The sequence below is a fragment of the Eubacterium multiforme genome (genome assembly GCF_030813415.1).
Taxonomy (GTDB): Bacteria; Bacillota; Clostridia; order Clostridiales; family Clostridiaceae; genus Clostridium; species Clostridium multiforme.
The window spans coordinates 505,217-524,947 of record NZ_JAUSUF010000001.1 but is presented as its reverse complement, the minus strand read 5'-3'; the positions used below and the strand labels follow the sequence as shown (position 1 = coordinate 524,947).

General features: G+C 26.5%; 18 protein-coding genes. 13 read left to right on the top strand and 5 right to left on the bottom strand.

Annotation, left to right across the window (positions count from 1 at the left end):
- Position 1: 1 nt before the first annotated feature.
- The 3 genes from moaC to J2S18_RS02410 all read left to right on the top strand — a co-directional run bounded on the left by moaC (position 2) and on the right by J2S18_RS02410 (position 1,943).
- Positions 2-478: a cyclic pyranopterin monophosphate synthase MoaC gene (gene moaC / locus J2S18_RS02420; protein ID WP_307482778.1), complete on the top strand. Its 477-nt coding sequence runs from the start codon at positions 2-4 to the stop codon at positions 476-478.
- Positions 479-540: 62 nt separating this feature from the next.
- Positions 541-1,512, top strand: coding sequence for a GTP 3',8-cyclase MoaA (gene moaA / locus J2S18_RS02415; protein ID WP_307483524.1), 972 nt, complete (start codon positions 541-543; stop codon positions 1,510-1,512).
- Between the two features lie 2 nt (positions 1,513-1,514).
- Entirely contained in the window at positions 1,515-1,943 is a 429-nt protein-coding gene (locus J2S18_RS02410) for an MOSC domain-containing protein (protein WP_307482776.1), read from the top strand.
- A gap of 115 nt (positions 1,944-2,058) precedes the next feature.
- On the opposite strand, the gene yjeM is transcribed toward J2S18_RS02410, so the two are convergent.
- Positions 2,059-3,555: a glutamate/gamma-aminobutyrate family transporter YjeM gene (gene yjeM / locus J2S18_RS02405; RefSeq protein ID WP_307482774.1), complete on the bottom strand. Its 1,497-nt coding sequence runs from the start codon at positions 3,553-3,555 to the stop codon at positions 2,059-2,061.
- A gap of 229 nt (positions 3,556-3,784) precedes the next feature.
- Here yjeM and J2S18_RS02400 point away from each other — a divergent pair, with 229 nt between their 5' ends.
- Both J2S18_RS02400 and J2S18_RS02395 read left to right on the top strand, forming a co-directional pair.
- Positions 3,785-5,944: a YhgE/Pip family protein gene (locus tag J2S18_RS02400; RefSeq protein ID WP_307482771.1), complete on the top strand. Its 2,160-nt coding sequence runs from the start codon at positions 3,785-3,787 to the stop codon at positions 5,942-5,944.
- Positions 5,945-5,969: 25 nt separating this feature from the next.
- Positions 5,970-8,129 (top strand): YhgE/Pip family protein, encoded by a 2,160-nt coding sequence (locus J2S18_RS02395; RefSeq protein ID WP_307482768.1) that lies wholly within the window; start codon positions 5,970-5,972, stop codon positions 8,127-8,129.
- Positions 8,130-8,233: 104 nt separating this feature from the next.
- On the opposite strand, the gene J2S18_RS02390 is transcribed toward J2S18_RS02395, so the two are convergent.
- A complete protein-coding gene (locus J2S18_RS02390; protein ID WP_307482766.1) occupies positions 8,234-9,391 on the bottom strand; it encodes an AI-2E family transporter in 1,158 nt (385 codons plus the stop codon).
- 190 nt (positions 9,392-9,581) lie between these two features.
- On the opposite strand from J2S18_RS02390, the gene J2S18_RS02385 reads away from it, so the two are divergent.
- The 4 genes from J2S18_RS02385 to J2S18_RS02370 all read left to right on the top strand — a co-directional run bounded on the left by J2S18_RS02385 (position 9,582) and on the right by J2S18_RS02370 (position 13,905).
- Positions 9,582-10,256: a response regulator transcription factor gene (locus J2S18_RS02385; RefSeq protein WP_307483522.1), complete on the top strand. Its 675-nt coding sequence runs from the start codon at positions 9,582-9,584 to the stop codon at positions 10,254-10,256.
- On the top strand, positions 10,231-11,658 hold the full coding sequence (locus J2S18_RS02380) for a HAMP domain-containing sensor histidine kinase (protein ID WP_307482764.1): 1,428 nt from the start codon (positions 10,231-10,233) through the stop codon (positions 11,656-11,658). Before J2S18_RS02385 ends, J2S18_RS02380 begins: the two co-directional genes overlap by 26 nt.
- Before the next feature lie 91 nt (positions 11,659-11,749).
- The gene (locus J2S18_RS02375) at positions 11,750-13,222 is read left to right on the top strand and encodes an ABC transporter permease (protein WP_307482762.1); all 1,473 of its coding nucleotides are present in this window, start codon (positions 11,750-11,752) and stop codon (positions 13,220-13,222) included.
- 11 nt (positions 13,223-13,233) lie between these two features.
- Positions 13,234-13,905, top strand: coding sequence for an ABC transporter ATP-binding protein (locus J2S18_RS02370; RefSeq protein WP_307482759.1), 672 nt, complete (start codon positions 13,234-13,236; stop codon positions 13,903-13,905).
- Between the two features lie 56 nt (positions 13,906-13,961).
- On the opposite strand, the gene J2S18_RS02365 is transcribed toward J2S18_RS02370, so the two are convergent.
- The 3 genes from J2S18_RS02365 to J2S18_RS02355 all read right to left on the bottom strand — a co-directional run bounded on the left by J2S18_RS02365 (position 13,962) and on the right by J2S18_RS02355 (position 15,980).
- Positions 13,962-14,144, bottom strand: coding sequence for an alpha/beta-type small acid-soluble spore protein (locus J2S18_RS02365; protein WP_209795732.1), 183 nt, complete (start codon positions 14,142-14,144; stop codon positions 13,962-13,964).
- A 208-nt stretch (positions 14,145-14,352) separates the two neighbouring features.
- On the bottom strand, positions 14,353-15,321 hold the full coding sequence (locus J2S18_RS02360; RefSeq protein WP_307482755.1) for a P1 family peptidase: 969 nt from the start codon (positions 15,319-15,321) through the stop codon (positions 14,353-14,355).
- Positions 15,322-15,389: 68 nt separating this feature from the next.
- Entirely contained in the window at positions 15,390-15,980 is a 591-nt protein-coding gene (locus J2S18_RS02355) for an ECF transporter S component (RefSeq protein WP_307482753.1), read from the bottom strand.
- Between the two features lie 308 nt (positions 15,981-16,288).
- Here J2S18_RS02355 and J2S18_RS02350 point away from each other — a divergent pair, with 308 nt between their 5' ends.
- The 4 genes from J2S18_RS02350 (at position 16,289) to J2S18_RS02335 (ending at position 19,713) form a co-directional block, all read left to right on the top strand.
- Entirely contained in the window at positions 16,289-17,269 is a 981-nt protein-coding gene (locus J2S18_RS02350; RefSeq protein WP_307482751.1) for a PD-(D/E)XK nuclease family protein, read from the top strand.
- A complete protein-coding gene (locus J2S18_RS02345) occupies positions 17,250-17,816 on the top strand; it encodes an NUDIX hydrolase (RefSeq protein ID WP_307482749.1) in 567 nt (188 codons plus the stop codon). Before J2S18_RS02350 ends, J2S18_RS02345 begins: the two co-directional genes overlap by 20 nt.
- Positions 17,817-18,263: 447 nt before the next feature.
- Entirely contained in the window at positions 18,264-18,701 is a 438-nt protein-coding gene (locus tag J2S18_RS02340) for an ACT domain-containing protein (RefSeq protein ID WP_307482746.1), read from the top strand.
- A 358-nt stretch (positions 18,702-19,059) separates the two neighbouring features.
- Positions 19,060-19,713: a putative ABC transporter permease gene (locus tag J2S18_RS02335; protein WP_307482743.1), complete on the top strand. Its 654-nt coding sequence runs from the start codon at positions 19,060-19,062 to the stop codon at positions 19,711-19,713.
- Positions 19,714-19,731 lie beyond the last annotated feature (18 nt).

Here is a 19,731-nt window from a genome sequence, read left to right as displayed (position 1 = left end):
AATGGATAAAAAATTTAATCATTTTGACAACGAAGGAAATGCAGTTATGGTAGATGTAACTGAAAAGAATAAGACAGAGAGAGTAGCAATTGCAACTGGAAAGGTAAAAACAAGTAAAGAAACAATTGCTCTTATAAAAAAAGGAGAAATAGGAAAAGGTGATGTTTTAGGTGTTGCTAGAGTTGCTGGTATTATGGCTATTAAGAAAACATCAGATCTTATTCCAATGTGTCATCCATTAATGATAAATGGATGTAGCATTAATTTTGAAATAGATGAGGAAAATTCAGAAATAATAATAACATCAAAAGCTAAGATTTTTGAAAAAACAGGAGTTGAAATGGAAGCATTAACAGGTGTTTCTGTTGCAGCACTTACAATATATGATATGTGTAAAGCTATAGATAAAAAAATGGTAATAGAAGATATACATTTAGTTAAAAAAACTGGCGGAAAGAGTGGAGAATTTAATTATTAGGCTATGTTTTAGTTAAGTGTTGATTTTAGATAGCCAATTATTAAAGTTTTGAGGTGAGTACAATAAAGGATAAATATGGAAGAAATATAGATTACCTTAGAATTTCTATTACTGATAAATGTAACTTAAGATGTATATATTGTATGCCAGAGAAAGGAAATATTTTTTGTTCAGAAGATAATAAACTTTCAAATGAGTATATTTATAGAATTTCAAAGGAAGCTGCAAAGCTTGGAATTAGAAAAATAAGACTTACTGGAGGAGAGCCTTTAGTTAGAGATAAAATAGTTAACTTAATAAAAGATATAAATTCTATAGATGGAATAGAAGAGATTGCTATAACAACAAATGGAATATTATTAGATGATAAAGTTAATGAATTAGTAGAAGCTGGACTTAAAAAGGTTAATATAAGTTTAGATACACTTAAAAGTGACAGATACCGTAAAATAACTAGAGGTGGAGATCTTTCAAAGGTTACATCTGCAATTAATAAATGCTTAGATAAGGGAATAAAGGTTAAATTAAATGTAGTTATAGTTAAAGGAATTAATGATGATGAAATAATTGATTTAATGAAATTAACAACAAAGAAACCTTTAGATGTTAGATTTATAGAATTAATGCCTATTGGAGAAGGAAAAAATTATAGTGGAATTTCAAATGAAAAGTTAATGGAGTTTTTAAAAAATAAAAAAATTAAATTTTCTTATATAAAAAGAAATTCCCATGATGGACCAGCAGAATATATAAAGCTAGAAGATGGAATAGGTAAGATTGGATTTATTAGTGCCATGAGTAATTGCTTTTGTAAAGAATGTAATAGAATTAGAATTACAAATGATGGGCTCCTTAAGCAATGTTTAAATTGGAGAGGAAAAGTAAATTTAAAAGGGCTATTAGATAAAGGTATTAGTGATGACAATCTTAGGGAAATACTTAAAGAAGAGATATATAATAAGCCAGAAAAATATCTCTTTAAGGTAGAAGATAAAAATAAAGAAGAAAAGTTTATGAATGAAATAGGAGGCTAATTATGGGCAAGGTAGCAGCAATTTGCACAAGTCCTAAAAAAGGAACTGCAAAATATGAAGTTGAAGAGGCACTTTTAATTGAAGATTTTGGAATAAAAGATGATGCTCATGCAGGAAAGTGGCATAGACAAGTAAGTTTATTAGAATTAAAAAAAATAGAAGATTTTAATGCTGAAGGTGGAAATGTTAAATTTGGAGATTTTGGAGAAAACATTGTAGTAGATGGAATAGAAGTTGATAAATTAGATATTGGACAAAAGCTTAAAATAGGAGATGTTATTTTGGAAATAACTCAAATAGGTAAGAAGTGTCATAGTGAATGTGAAATATTTCATAGAGTAGGAAAGTGTATAATGCCTATACATGGAGTATTTAGTAAAGTTTTAAAGGGTGGAAATATTAAATTAAATGATGAAATAGAATTAATTTAATGAAAAAGCTGTACTTATATGTAATGAAAATATTACTTTAAGTACAGCTTTTAAGTTTACTTTTTTATAAATAAGGTAGTTTATTTAAGACTTTAAATTAATAAGTTTAAATATATTAATTTAAAGTTTTATATTTTTTTTCGTATCTATCATAAAGAAGTAAGGCTGCAATAGTAAATACTATTGGACCTGCAATTTGGAAGATCATAGCTGTATAATCTCCAGTAGTTAAAACTGGTTGTATAATTGTAAATATATTTGCAAATGTAACAGTTATAATAACAATTATAGTCCAAATTTTAGTTGATAAATGAGTTTTAAATACAACGAAAGGTTTTACTATACTTTCTTTCTTTTTGAAAGAAATAAATGCTAATGCAATAAATATATAAGGAATAGTCATTGCAACATTACTCATTAATATTAAGTAATTGAAAAACTTAGAAGCTGTATCTCCACCAAAAGATGAAATTAAAATAATAGCAACAACAACAATACATTGTACTATCATTGCATTTCTTGGCATATTATTTTTATCAACTTTAGTCCATGATTTAGGCCATACCTCTTTAGGAGTTCCTTCTATTAATTGTTTTATTGGAGCGTATATTATTGTAAAGAAAGCTCCAAGTAAGGCTAAGAACATTGAAAGTCCTATAAATCTTGCAAATATACTATATAAAATTTTAGCAGTAGGTATTCCAAGATGTAATGCCATTCCTAAGGAATATCCTAAATTACCCATAACAACATAGGCTACATTTGCCATATTTATATCATTTCCATTTAATGCTCCAGTCCAGTTAGTGAAAAATCCTACACAAAGTATTTCAATTGCATAGGCAACAGCTATAACTATTGCTGCAATTTTTATTCCTTTTGGGAATGTTTTTTCAGGATTTTCAGTTTGGTCAACTAATCCACCTATAACTTCTAATCCACCATATGCAAATATAGCAAAAACCATAAATCCTAAAAGTCCTATAGGAGATTGGTAAGCTGGATTTGGTGAAGTAATAAGTGCAGAAGCTGTAAGTGGTTCTGCAAATTTAAAGTGATTTAAAGCTAAAACTACAATTGCAAGAATAAATAATATAACATTTGAAAGTGCAACAAATGTTCCTCCGATTGAAGTTATTCTTTTTATGCTATCTAGTCCTTTTGTAGCAAAAAATGTTATTGCTATAACTAAGATTGATCCAAGTACAGCCATTGTATGGGGAGTACTTAAACCTAATATAGACCAAGTTGCTGTAGTATCTTTTCCAAAGAAAACGTTTGATAATGGTATCCATATAGATGATGAAACTGAAACCATCCAAATAACATTTGAAGCATACCACATAAAGGTAACTATAAATGCATATTTAGGGCCAACAGATAAGTTCATCCAAGAATATATACCACCTTTTTCATTTTTGAAAGCAGCACCGTATTCAGCCATCATAAATGCATAAGGTATAAAGAAAGTAATTGCTGAGAATATGTACCAAGGTATAGCTGAATATCCCATAAGGTAGAAAGCTCTAGCAATATTTGTAAATCCAAAAACAGAGGTAAATATCATTAAAATTAATGACATTAATGTAAGTTTTTTAGTATTTGTACTCATAGTGTTCCTCCTTCAAGTCTAATCTTTATAACTTTATCATAGTAAAGTTATAAAATAGTTAAGTGTTTATAAATATTCCATTAATATTACTAAATATGCAGTAAAAAATAGCTTCTATATTAGTTTAGATTTATATAGACATAGAATATTCATAAAAAATTTATCGATAATACATTTAAAATTGATAAAATTATGATATTGTCGTTATTTGAACTTTTGGAGGTGAAATATGAAAAACGTTATTTCGGTATTTAAGAGGGATATGAGAGCTATTATTAAAAATCCAGTGGCAATGTTAATAATAGCTGGAGTATGTGTAATTCCTTCCCTTTATGCGTGGGTAAACATAAAGGCTTGTTGGAATACCTATGAAAATACAAGTACAGTTCCAATAGCTGTGGTTAATAATGATAAGGGGACAATCATTGATGGTAAAGAGATTGATATGGGAAATGAGGTAGTTTCAGAACTTAAAAATAATAAAGCTATAGGATGGAAATTCGTTAATGCAAATCAAGCAAATTTAGGAATAATAGATGGAAAATACTATGCTATGATAGAAATTCCAGAAAATTTTTCAAAGGATTTAACTAGTTTAACAACAGATAATCCAGTTAAACCAGAACTTATTTACAAGGTAGATACAAAGGCAAATCCAGTATCAGGAAAAATAACAGGTATTGCAAAGGAACAATTAGTTGATCAAATTAAATCTAACTTTGTATCAACAGTTAATAAAATAATATTTTCTTCTTTAAATAAAGTTGGAGAGAAGCTTCAAAAAAATAAAGGAGAAATTATAGCATTAAAACATGCAATAATTAATATTGATAAAAACTTAAATTTAATAATAGCTTCATTAAGTGATACAAGTAATAATGCTAAAAACTTAAATACATATCTTACTAGTATAAAATCAACTCTACCTCAAGTTACAAGTGGAATTGATGCAATGCAAGATAGTACTAAACAATCTAAAGAATTAACTAATTGTACAAAAAATATTGTAAATAGTTCTTTTAGCAGTCTGTCTATTAATTTAAATCAAATAGATTCTTCAAGTAAAAGAATGAAAGCACTTTTAGGAAGTCTAAATGAATTAGCATCTACTGGAGGATCAGAGGGTGCTAGTACAACAGTATCCTTTATGAAACAAGAAATAAGCTTTATGAATAAGAGTATTGATAATATTATTAATTATTTAAATGAGCTAAATAAAAATTCATCAAATAGTGATATTTCAAAAATGATTTCTGCATTAAATAATTTAAAAACATCTTTAAATGCAGAAAATCCTAAATTAGATGATTTAAATAATTCATTACAATCAACAGGAAAATTAAGTAGTGGAATTTTAAGTGAAATTAATTCATTAAATTCTTCTATGAATAGCAATGTAAATAAAGTTACAAAAGAATATAGTAGAAATACTAAAAAATCTATTGAAAAGATATGTAATAATTATATAAAAGCAACTGAAGATGCAAATAAATTGCTTGGAAGTTCAAAAACAATGGTTAAGAATATGAATGGGCTTATAGATTCAGCACTTAGCGGAACAAATTTAACATATGAAACATCAAGTAATTTAGAACAAAAGTTTAATTATTTTAAAAGTTCAATTGATTTTTTAAGTAAAAAACTTAGTGCTATAAGTGATGATGATTTAAGCGAAATTGTAACTATACTTCAAAGTAAGCCTGAAGTAATGGGATCTTATATAGCAGATCCATTTAACGTAAAAGATGAATCAATTTACAAGGTTCCAAACTATGGTTCAGGAATGGCACCTATATATTCAGTGTTAGCTATGTGGGTTGGAGGGCTTATATTAACTTCTATTTTATCTACTGATGTAGCTCCCTTTGAAGGAAGCGAAAAATTTACAGTTAAAGAGAGATATTTAGGAAAGCTTTTAACATTCTCACTTTTAGGAGTAATACAAGGTATAGTAATTACTCTAGGAGATAAATTAATACTTGGAGTTTATACTGTAAACCCTGTACTTTTTATTATTTTTGGTATAGTTTCATCCCTTTGCTTTAGTATAATAACATATACATTAGTATCTTTATTTGGGAATATCGGAAAGGCTATGAATATAATACTTTTAGTAATACAAATTGCAGGTTCAGGAGGAACTTATCCAATTCAGGTTGATCCAAAAATATTTAGAGTTTTACAACCATTTTTCCCATTTACCTATGCATTAGGTGGAGTTAGAGAAGCGATAGCGGGACCTTTAATTAGTAGTGTAGTATTAGATTTTGCTATGTTATTTGTATTTTCTGCTATTATGCTAATTATAGGAATATTCTTTAAGGAAAAACTTTGTAAACATGTAAAGAAATTTGAAGATAAATTTGAGGAATCAGGAATATCAGAATAAAGAATTATTTTTTTAGGAGGAAAAAATGAGAAAAATATTAAAGGTTTTTAAGAGAGATTTAAAAAACATCATTAAAAATCCTGCTGCCATAATTATAGTTCTAGGACTATTCTGTATTCCATCACTTTATGCCTGGGTTAATATAAAGGCATGTTGGAATCCTTATGTAAATACAGGAGAAATTCCTGTTGCAGTAGTAAATGATGATACAGGAGCAAGTATTAAAGGGAAAAGTATTAATATTGGAAATGAAATAGTTGAACAATTGAAAAAAAATAAAAGTATAGGTTGGACATTTGTTGGCAATTGGCAAGGTAATTATGGATTAAATGAAGGTGACTATTATGCATTAATAGAAATTCCACCAACATTTTCAAGTGATTTGGCAAGTTTATTAACCAAAAATCCTAATAAGCCAGATATAATATATAAGGCAAATGAAAAAGTAAATGCAATAGCTACTAAAATAACTGAAGTAGCTAAAAGTAAATTAACACAAGAGATAAAGAGTAATTTTATTAATGCAGTTAATAAGGAAGCTTTTAAGTATTTAAATCAATTTGGTGGAGATGTTAAAAAGAATAAACCACAAATATTAGAACTTAAATCAACTTTAGATCAAACTCAAGATAATTTAAATAAAATAGAAAATCAATTAAATGCTTCAAGTGGAAATATAAATAATATTCAAAAATATTTAAATGAGGCTAAAGGAGAATTACCAACAGTAACTAATTCTATAAATTCTCTTCAAGGAATGGTACAAGGTAATAGGGATCTTATAATGAATACTCAAATGAGTGTGCAGGATTTAAGTAGTGCTATGAAAAATGATTTATTACAAGTTCAAATGATTAATGATAAATATAATGAACTTTTAAATAAGTTAAGGGATATTAATAATAACCCAGCTAATGACAAAGCTTTAAATAATAGCATAGAAAAAATGCAAGCTTCCATGGATATATTAGATAATATAATTGAAGCTGATAAAAATTCTCTTAAAAAAATAAATGATATATTTAAAAAGAATTCTATTGAAAAAGAGATAGCAAACTTAAATGAGCTTCAAGGAATACTAGCTAAAAATAAAACTACATTAAATGAACTTAAAAATGCTGTTAATTCAGGAAAAGATAAAGATGCTATAAATAAGATAATTGATAAATTAATGAACTCAAGTTCAAATATATCAAGTAGTTTATCAGCTTCAAGTAGTAGTTTTTATAATAGTACACTTCCAGCTTTAAATTCAATAGGAAGCAGTTTAGCACAAGGAAGTAATAGTACTAATAATGTATTAGAAGGAAGTAAAGTTATAATACCTCAGTTAAATGCATTAGCTAACTTTGGAATAGCAAGTGGAGATGTAGCATCTTCTCAAATATCTAATGTAAATGCAAAGATTAATGAATTTAAGGGCAAATTAACAGGAATTGAAAATGACACAAAGGATATAAGCGAAAATAGTTTAAATAATGCTATTAATATGATGGAGAAAAATCCAGAAACTATGGCTTCATTTATGTCATCACCTATAAATGTTAAAAATGTAGAAGTTTATGATGCAGGAATTTTTGGAGTTGCATTAACACCATTTTATACAGTTTTAGGTATATGGGTTGGAATACTTCTTATGTCAGCACTTCTTACAACAGAATGTGAGGACTTTGAAGATGGAGAAAAAATTTCTGTTATACAAAAACACTTTGGGAAAATGTTATTATTCCTTACAATAGGAATAGTACAAACTATAATAGTTTTACTTGGAGATATTTATATATTAGGTGTTAAGCCAAAAAATACAATGGTCTTCTTTGGAATGGGACTGTTAAGTTGCATTGTATTTACATTTATAATATTTACTCTCGTTTCTTTATTTGGAAATATAGGTAAAGCTATTGCTGTTGTAATTATGGTATTTCAAATTGCAGGGGCAGGAGGAATTTATCCAATACAAACAAACCCTAAAATATTTGAAGTGTTACAACCATTATGGCCATTTACCTATGCCATTGATGGATTTAGAGAAGGAATTGCAGGGCCTATTTGGTCAAGTACAATTCATAATGTAGAAATGCTTTGTTTATTTGGAGTAATATTCTTTATACTTGGAGCTTTAAAGAAACATATTTACAAAGCAACAATATTTATGGAACGTAAATTTAAAGAAGCAGGATTATAAAACAAAAGTGGTAGATTAAAAGTCTACCACTTTTGTTTTACAAAAAGGTTTTTCTTAGTTTTCTTTGAAAAACCTTTTTTATTACATGTAATTTTTATAATAATTTACTTGTCTAATATATCTTTATTTGATAATTCTTTTGATATTAATTTATTATTTGTATTTTCTTTAAGTAATTTATATATTACTCCAAATAGAGGAATTCCTATAAGTAATCCAACAAATCCAAGAATACTTCCTCCAACTAGCATTGCAAACATAACCCAAATAGCAGATAGTCCAATATAATTTCCAACAACCTTTGGATAAATTAAATGACCTTCAAATTGTTGAAGAACAATTATAAATATTATAAAGACAAGTGCCTTTACTGGATTAATTATAAAAATTAAAAATGCTGAAGGTATAGTTCCAAGGAAAGCTCCAAATATAGGAATTAAACTTGTTACTCCCACTATAAACCCAATTAAAAGGGCATAAGGAAGTCTTAATATAAGCATTCCAATAAAGCAAAGAGTTCCTATTATAACAGCTTCTGTACATTGTCCTGCAATGAATTTTTGAAAAGTTTCATTTGATAGCCTGCCTACTTTAAGAATATAATTTGCAGTTTTTTCTTTTAAGTGAGCATATAAAAGTTTCTTACATTGAAAAATAAGAACTTCTTTACTTGCAAGCATATAAATTGCAAATACTACAGCTAAGAAGAAATTAACTACTCCAGATGTAAGGCTAACAGTTATATTAACTAAACGATTTAATGTAACTCCTAAAAATTGTCCTGCAAAGCTTAAAATATCTTTCCAAGCATTTAAAATATCACTCCATACTTTGTCAAAGCCTTGAAAACTTCCAAGATTTGAAGTAACTAAATGTTCAAAGGATTGTACATAACCTGGAACACTATCAATTAATTTTGAAAAACTATCTACAAGTTGCGGTATAACAAATATCACTAAAGTAGTTAATAAACCAACTACAAGTAAAATAGTTATAACAATAGAAAATGCTCTTTTAAAATATTTTAAAAATGGGAATTTTTTTGAGTTATCCATAAATTTTAATAGTTTGTTTTCTATTAACTTCATTGGTATATTCAAAACAAAAGCAATAGCTATTGCAAGTAAAAATGGACTTAGTATACCTAAAATTTTACCTAAAAATGTCCAAACTGTTGATAGGTTTAAAACTATATAAGCTAATACTATTATGTATGTAGCAATTAGCATATAAGGTTTAAGGTTGTTTTTTATATATTTCAAATAATAACCTCCTTAAATAAAATCATTTACTATGATTTTTTATATAAAAAACATTATACAATGATATCCAATTTATAACAACAAAATATATATAATACTTTTTATAATTTGAAATACTTTTTCTATGTGAAATCTATGTGAAATTTAAATATTTAATATAAGTTAGTGATAAAATTATAACAAGGAGGATATTATGAAAAAAATATTAGTTGTTGAAGATGAAATTAAAATAAATGAACTTATTGTTGAGTTTTTAAAAAGTGAAGGATATGAAGTAGACAGTGCTTATGATGGAGTAGTTGGATATTCAAAATTTAAAGAAAATAAGTATGATTTAGTAATTTTAGATGTAATGATGCCAAAGCTTGATGGCTATGGATTATGTAATTTAATAAGAGAAAAGAGTAAAGTTCCTATAATATTTTTAACTGCACTTAGTGAAGTAGATGATGAAATTAAAGGGTTTGAAGCAATGGCTGATGACTATATTACAAAACCTTTTTCTTTTAATGTTTTAATAAAGAGAGTAGAGGCAGTCCTTAGAAGAAGTGATAGAGAAGAAAAAATATCTAATGAATTGTCATTTGAAAAAATAGTTATTAATTTAAATACATATAAGGTTTATATAGATAGAAAAGAAGTAGAGTTTACGTTAAAGGAATTTAATATATTAAAAATTCTTATGGAGTCCTATCCAAATGTAGTATCTAGAGAAATTTTAATGGATAAAGTTTGGGGCTATGATTATTATGGGGATATGAGAGTAATAGATGCACACATAAAAAATATAAGAAAAAAGATATATTATGATTATATAGGAACAGTAAAGGGTATTGGCTATGTACTTAAAAAATCAGTGGAATAAGATTGGAATTAAAAAGAAACTGTTCATAATAACAAGTTCAGTAGTATTAATAACTTCAATTGTTATATATACTCTATTATTTTTAATTGTACCTATAATTTATTTAGACATAAAGGAAAATACAGTAAAGACATCAACTAATCAATTAATAGAGACTTTAGAAAATAATACTAATATTGATTATACTAAAACTTTAGATCAGTATGCATATAACAATGAAGGTATGGTTTTGATAACAACTCTTTATGGTGATGTTGTATATTCTTCAAATAGAATATTTGGAAAACCACCTAAAGAAGATATAACAAAAAGAAACTTTTTTAAAGATGATATGAATGAAAAAAAGGATATAAAAATTAGTAAAGAGTTTTATTTTAAAGGAATAGATAGAGATTGTATAATTACCATTCACTCTCCAATTAAGTTTTTAAATAATATGCAAATGGTAATGATTAGAATACTTCCTATAATAATTTTAATAACAATAGGAATAGGACTTTTATCACAGTACATATATTCAATTGTAATAAGTAAGCCATTATTTAAAATAAATAATGTAGCTAAGAAAATTTCAAAATTAAATTTTAATGAAAAGCTTTCTTATACTGGAAAAGATGAAATAGCAGAGCTGTCTAATAGCATTAATTTAATTAGTTCAAATCTTGAAGAAAAGATATATAATTTAAAGATTGCCAATGAAAAACTTTTAAGTGATATTGAAAAGGAAAAACTTCAAGATAGGAGACGGAGAGATTTTATAAAGGCAATATCACATGAACTTAAAACTCCTATAACTGTTATAAATGGGCAGATAGAAGGAATGATTTATAAAATAGGACCATATAAAGATAGAGATAAATATTTAAAAGAGAGTTTAGATAGTGTTCTAGAGCTTAAAACCCTAGTTCTTGAAATAATTAATCTTGCAAAGTATGAAGAAGATTTATATTTAAAGTATGAAGAATTTTCTTTAAATAATTTAGTAAAAGACATTGTAGATGGATATGAATATTTTATTTTAGAAAAAAATTTAAAGGTAAATATTAAAGAAGAGGAAGTTTTATTAGTAAATGGAGATATAAATATAATAAAAAAGATCATATCAAATCTTATTAATAATAGTCTTAAATATTCTTTAGAAAATAAGGATATAGAAATTTATATAAATAAAAATGGATTGTTTGAAATAACTAATTATTCAAAGGATGTAAATAATATTAGTAAGGATTCTTTATTTAAAGCATTTTATAGAGGTGAAAAATCTAGGAATAAAGAGACTGGAGGTAGTGGACTAGGTCTTTATATAGTAAAGACACTATTAGACACTCATGGAAATATTGAATATAAAATAAATATTGATGATGAAAAATTTATATTTTCATTATATTTTAAAAAAGAATAGAAACTTCATCTAGAATTCATGTTCTTTTCACTTTTATTACAGGTAGTTACTTTATTCTAAGTACATAACTTTTAATGAAAGAGGGGAGAACATGGATTTTTTATTTAGAGCATTTTTAAGTGTTAAGGAGAGATTTGGTAAGAGCATAATATTATTTTTAGTAATGACATCTATTTGTATATTTGTATTATCTGGCTTTTCTATAGAGAGTGCTACAGAAAAAGCTGGAATTTTAGCAAGACAAAAACTTGGAGCGACAGTTACACTTGCTCCTAATATGGAAAAAATTAAAGAGAAGATGAGAGAAGAAGGTGGACAAAAAGCCTTTAAGTTAGAGAGAAATCCAATATCTTTAAAGGACGTGGATAAGGTTTTAAAGTTAGACAATATAAAGAGCTATAATGTTACCTCTTCAACAGAAGGAATTGCAGATGGATTTACTCCAATAAGTAGTACAGAATCAACTAAGATTAATGAAAATGAAGAATTTATGAAAGGATTTAAGGAAAGTAATAGGGTAAGGGGAGATATTATATTAGAAGGGATTTTAAATCTAAAAGATGTAAGTTCATTTTTAGATGGAGAATCTTCCATAGTTAAAGGAAAAGAAATTACAGAAGCTTTTAAAAATAAGAATGTTGCAGTTATAGAGAATACATTAGCAGAGCAAAATAATTTAAAGGTTGGAGATAAGATAAAGGTTAAATCAACTACAACTAGTTCAAAAACTATTAAACTTGAAGTTATAGGGATTTATAAAAATAGTTCAGAAATATCAGAAGGAGCTATGAGAAATAATTCAATGAATCCATATAATAAAATTTATGTTCCATATAATGTAGCAAACACCCTAAAAGGTAGCAGTTATAAAAATAAGGTAGATAGTGCGCAATTTTATTTAAATGATCCAATTAATGTGGATAAATTTTTAGAAGAAGGAAAGAAACTTGATATAGATTTTGACACATATTCTTTAGATGCAAATAGTAGAGCTTATGAAACAATGATGGGTCCTATTGAAAATATAGCATCCTTTGCAAAAATAACAGTTATTGTTGTATCAATTGCAGGAGCAATTATACTAGGTTTAATAATAATGTTATCAATAAAGGAAAGAAGAAATGAAGTAGGCATTCTTTTATCACTTGGAGAGAAAAAAATAAAGATAGTTTCTCAATTTTTAGTAGAGGTGCTTATTATATTAACTTTATCTTTAGGCACATCAGCCATAATTGGAAATACTGTAAGTAATCAAATAGGAAATATGTTATTAGCTAAAGAAACTTCTGTAGATAATTCTAATAATAGAGAACATATGCCTCAAGGAATGCAAGGTTTTCCAGATATGGGCGGTCCTAATATGAATGGCAAAGATAATAGAGGTGAAGGCAATTTTAATAAATCCAAAATAGAAAAAATTTCTTCATTAGATGTTAGCGTTTCTGGAAAAGATTATAGTAAGATGTGTGGAATTGCATTTATAATATCATTATTTGGAGTGGTCATTCCTTCAATAGCAATAATGAGATTGCAACCTAAAGAAATTTTAAGTAAGCATGATTAGGAGGAGAGAAAATGGATGATGAAAAAGTATTAGAATTAAAAGATGTATCATATTGGTATAAGGATTCAAATAAAATATTAGAAAAATTAAATGCAAGTTTTTATAATGGAAAATTTTATACAGTAATTGGACCATCAGGAAGTGGAAAAACTACATTTTTATCTCTTATATCAGGACTTGATAAAAATAAATCTGGAGAAATATTATATAAAAATAAGAGTATAAAAGACATAGGACTTAATGCTTATAGAAACAAATATGTATCAATAATATTTCAAGGCTATAATTTAATTACTTATATGACTGCTCTTCAGAATGTAATATCAGCTATTTCTATAAAGGGATTAAAAATAAATAATAAGCGAGAAAGAGCTTTAAATATGCTTAAAAAGGTAGGTCTTACAGAGAAACAAGCAGATCAAAAAGTATTAACTTTAAGTGGTGGACAACAACAAAGGGTTGCTATTGCAAGGGCATTAGTATCAGAAAGTAAAATAATAATAGCTGATGAACCAACAGGAAATTTAGATGAAAAAACATCAAATGATATAATTAAATTATTTAAGGAAATTGTAAAAGAAGAAAATAAATGTTTGGTTATGGTTACTCATAATAATGAAATTGCTAAGGTATCTGATGAAACATACAAGTTATATAATAAAAATTTAATAAAACAAATTTAATAAAATAAAAAAAATGGTAGAAAATTAATTCTACCATTTTTTATTTGGTTTAATTATTATTTAATTTTATTTTCGTATTCTTGTACCATTCTCTTAACCATTTCTCCACCAACGCTACCGCATTGTTTTGAAGATAGGTCTCCATTGTAGTCAGTGAATGGAACTCCCATTTCATTAGCTACTTCATTCTTGAATTTTGATAATCCATCTTTTGCTTCTGGTACTAATTTTGTTGCCATTTTAAATTCCTCCTTAAGTAAATGAATTATTTTGTAAAGTTTGTTTGATTTACTTTACACTCATAGTTTGCGTCCTTTTAGGTTTTATAAACTGTATTATTATAACCATTTTTGGAAACTAAATAGATATAAGGAAAAAATAGCTTGTGTAAGTTATTTATAGAAGCAAAACGCCTTTATATTTTAACCTTTTTAAATTTAAAATATACTAATTTTTTAAATCATTAAAAGAAGGAACACCATTAAGAGATGAGGCTTCTTTTACAGCTCTAATAATAGCCTTTTCCATAACTTTAGCAGCAAGCATTCCAACAGTTGATACATCAGAAGGTACTTCATTAGTTGACATAGTAAAAATTGTATCACCATCAAACATTGTATGAGCTGGTCTCATAGTTCTTCCAAAGCCATTATGAGCCATAGAAGCAATTTTTTTTGCTTGAGCTTTTGTAAAATCTCCATTAGTTACGATTAAACCAATTGTTGTATTGCCTTTAAAGGGATCTTTAGGATTTTCTAAATTTTTTAATAATATTTCTTCGCTATTTAGAAAAGTGTTATTTTTTTTATCTAAAGCACCTGCAATAATTTCTAAGTTTTCTGGATTAACAACATCACCTAAACAATTAACAGCAACTATAGCACCAACTTTAAGAGGCCCAACTTGAAGGGCATAAGTTCCTAAGCCGCCTTTCATAGCTGTAGATTCTCCTAATATTTTACCAACAGTTGCGCCGTAGCCTGCTCCAATATTTCCATTTATATCATCTTTATAGTTTTCACTATTTATGCAAGCTTCGTAGCCCATTTTTTTGTCAGGTCTTATTTTTGAACTTCCAAAGGCTAAATCAAAAAGAACAGCAGAGCAAACAATTGGAACTTTAGTAACCTTTACATCAAAACCTATATTTCTTTCCTCAAGATATTTCATAACACCAGAAGAAGCATCAAGACCAAAGGCACTTCCACCAGATAAAACAACAGCATTTATTTTTTCTACCATTTCTGATGGATCTAAAAGATCAGTTTCCCTTGTTCCAGGTGAGCCACCACGAACATCAACTCCACCTGTTGCACCTTTTTCGCATATTATAACAGAGCAACCTGTACATCCTTCTTCATTTTGTGCATGACCAAGTTTAATTCCTTCTATATCAGTAAATTTAATTTCTTTCATAAATAAAACCCCCATTTTTTTTGTATTACAAAAAGCTCCTATAAAATTTTATAGGAGCATAACATTTCTTATTTTTTAATTTTTTTAAGTGTAAGTACTACTGGTATTGTAATAAGTTCTGATAAAATTGCTTCTGGAATACCATTTGTAACACCTACAGTAGCAATTGCTGCACCAGTTGCAGATGGTGCTATACCTAAAGCATGTGAATATTTTTCTAAGTAAATAAGGTAAGTAAGACCTAAAACACCTACTGTATTAGTTAGTGTTCCAAGAACTGCAGCAATACCAATTGCAGTAGATTCTTTCTTAAATTTATTTTTTAGAAATTTATAAATGTAGTAGGCAACTATTCCTATTAATACTCTTGGAATAATAGCAATTATTGGATTGTAAAATATAAATGATGTTGGTGTTGGGGCTGTAAAAGCTTGATACATTGAAAATAAACCAAAAACTCCTCCTACTAATGCTCCAACTATAGGACCTTCAATTATTGCACCGATAATTACAGGTATATGCATTATAGTAGCTTTCATAAAGGGAAGTGGAATAAATCCAATTCCAGTTAATCCCATAAAAATTGATATACCTGAAAGCATACCTATAATTACCATTTGGCGAAGTCCTAAAACCTTTTTTGTTGTACTTCTTTCCATTTTGTAACCTCCGTTCTTATTCCCCCATTTAGGATATAATTCGGCAAAAAACAATGATTAAAAATTTTGAATTTTGCGTTCAGTTTCTTATAAAGAATACCGACATTATATATTTTACAATTAAGTAAAACTAGTTTCAATAGATATTGTTAAAAATTTATCTATATTTAATTATAAAAATATATGGAGTGAGATAATTAGTAGCTTAGAGGTGAAAAAATAAATTTATTCTGAAAATTTGCAAAAATAAAGAAACTTGATTTTTCAAAGAGTATAATAATTAGTATATTTAGGTTTTGGAGGAGAGTATGAAAAAAGAGAAATTCTTTGTAAAGGATTATCCAGAAAAGTCTTGGAGTATATCTAAAATAAAAACTATAAAATCTTGTTTAAGGGAGTATTACTATACATATTATGGCTCCCATAGAGGTTGGGAATATGAATCTGATTATGAAAGGAAGATGACTTGGAGGTTAAAAAAATTAACGAATATATGGATTTTTTTTGGAGATATAATACACGAAGGAATTAAAGATATTATTAAATATACAATTAATAATAAAAATAGTGAAGTTAATGTAGATAGATTTAAAAATTTTGTAAGGCTTAAATTAAATACAATAGTTAAACAAAGCAGTAGAGAAGGAAGAATATTAGAATGGGAAAGCTATCCTAAGGGTGAAATGCTTCAAGAGTATTATTATAATGGAAAGCTTGAAAAAGACGATATAGATGAAATTAAAGAGAGAATAGAACAATGTGTGGAAAACTTTTTTGAAAGTAAGACTTTTGGGGATATTAGTAGTAGAAACTTTTTAGATGTTCTTGAGGTTGATGAAAAAAGTTTTGATTATATATTTATAAATAATATTAAAGTATTTGCAATTATAGATATGTTATATATTGATGGAGATGGAAATTGTATAATAGTAGATTGGAAAACTGGAAAAGGAAGTGAAGATGATAAAAATCAGCTTCTAGTATATACACTTTATGTAATGGATAAATATAAAATTCCTTTAGAAAAGATAATAGGAAGAATTGAATATTTATTCACTGGAGAAAATAAGGAATATAAATTTTCAAATAGTGATTTAGAAGAGATGAACTTAAAGGTTAAGCAAGAAATTAATGTTATAGATGCAATGCTTGAAGATAAAGAACTTAACAAACCAAAACCAAAGGAAATGTTTGTTATGTGTGAAGAAGAATATAAATGTAAAAAATGCAAATATAAAAAGTTATGTGAAATGGAAAGAGGAGATTTAAATGAAATTATTAGAAATTAAAAAACAAACAGATAATAAGTATTTAAACATGTATGAATTAAAGCTTGAAAATAAAAAAGGAAACTTAAAAAGATATTTTGTAGCAAGTAGAAGAGATGAAAAAGACCTTGCGTGTAAAACAAAAGATCATAATAGAGCTGATGGAGTTATGATAATTCCAATAACTAAGAATAAAGAAATTATATTATTAAAACAATTTAGACCAGCAATTAATGACTATATTTATGAATTACCAGCTGGACTTATAGATCCAGGTGAAAGTATGGAGGAGGCAGCTAAAAGAGAATTATTTGAAGAAACAGGATTAAAGGCATCAAGTTATGAAGTATTTTTAGATGCTAGTTATACTTCAGTTGGTATGACTGATGAAACAACAGCTATAGTAAAAATGGACGTTTATGGAGAAATAAGTACAAACAATGTGGAAGAAAATGAAGAAATTGAAGTTATTAAATTAAAAATAAAAGATGCAAAGGAATTTGCAAATAGCCATAATGTTTCAATAAAAGGTGGAATAATTTTAAATCTTATAAGCAATGGATTGTAAAATTTTAAAATTAATTAATGTATATCATATAAATACAGTTGTATTTATATGATATACATGATATTATTATAATATAATATTAATTAGTTAAGTAAATATTTGTATTTAATAAAATAAATTAAGGGGGAGTAATGTTAATATAAATATAAATAAAGTATATTTAAGTAGCTAATTATATCGAAAAATTTGGGGTCAGGTATTTATTATATAAAATTGAATAAAATGTTATATAATAAATGTTTTTAATAATTAATAAAAAAATATTTGATATTCTTAAAAAAGAATCATATAATAATGTGGCGTCAAAAATATTAGATGCAAAATATTAATTATTAAATGTAGTTTTAGCAATAAGATTAAAAAGTGTTAATAGTCTCAGGGGTTTTTTTGGACTAAATACTTGTTTATAAATAAAAAAGGGGTAGTTGTTATAGAAGGTGGTAACAAATGAAAGGTAATTATTTAGTTATTGATAAGAAGGTTTTACCTGAAGTATATGAAAAGGTCATAGAGGTTAAAAGAGTATTAAAAGAAGGAAAAATAAAAGAGATAACTGAAGCCACAAAAAAAATAGGAATTAGTAGAAGCGTATATTATAAGTATAAGGATCATGTTTTTGATTTTGCAGAAAGTGTACAGGGGCGAAAAATGACTTTCAGCATGATAATAGAACATAAAAAGGGAGTTTTATCAGATATTTTAAATTATATATCGGATAAAGGTGGAAATGTACTAACAATAGATCAAGGTATACCTATAAATGGTTCTGCAAATTTAAGTATAACAATTGACATGTCATCTTTAGAGTGCGATTTAACAGGTCTTTTAGGTGGACTTGGTGATATGCCAAATATTGAGAAGGTTGATTTTATAGCAATGGAATAAATATAAAATCTAATAAAAGCTTGATAAATAAAAATGTAAGATGTTTTAGTAAATTTAAAGTTTACTAAAAACGTATTACATTAATTTATCAAGCTTTTTTTATTTATCTATGTTTTAGGTAATTACTAATTTTAGATAGCCCTTCAGACTTATTTAATTTCTCACATAGTTTATATTATTTATTACAAAAGAATAATCTTTAAAGGATTGTCAAAAGTTAAAAGAAAATTAAAAGGATTTTTCTTATTAATACTTAATATAATGGTATTATTTTAAATATTAGAGTTCTTTTAAAGTAGTATTAAATTTTAATTAGATACTATGAAATTAAAATATATAAAAGATAAGAGGTGGATTTATGGTTAATTTAAAAAAAGGAATAAATATTTATAAGTTAATTTGGATTTTTATGTTAGGATCTGTTTTGGGATATGCAGTAGAAATGCTTTGGTGTTATATTAGAAATGGTTATTTTCAAAGTAGACAAGGCTTATTATATGGACCATTTAGTCCTGTATATGGAATAGGAAGCGTTTTATTAACTATTTTATTATATAAGTTTATTAAAAAAGATGGTTTATTAATATTTTTTATAAGTGCTGTTTTTGGAGGATTTTTTGAATATGCATGTTCATGGATTCAACAAAAAATGACAGGAACAATATCTTGGGATTATACTAGTAAAGCTCTTAGTATAAATGGTAGAACTAGTGTTGAATACTGTGTGTTTTGGGGGATATTAGGTGTTCTTTTCATAAAAGAGGTATATCCATTTTTTGAGAAGATTATTTCACATTTTTCTGATAAAGCTATAAGAATTTGGACATATATATTTATAATAATTATGGTGCCAAATATAGTACTATCAACATTAGCTGTAAGAAGAGAAGTAGCTAGAATAAATCATGTTAAAGCAGATAGTGCTATTGATAGATTTTTAGATACTCATTATCCAAATTCATATTTAAAAAAGGTATATCCAAATATGATTTTTCCAAAGGAAAAGAAGTAGAGGAATAGTAATTCTAAA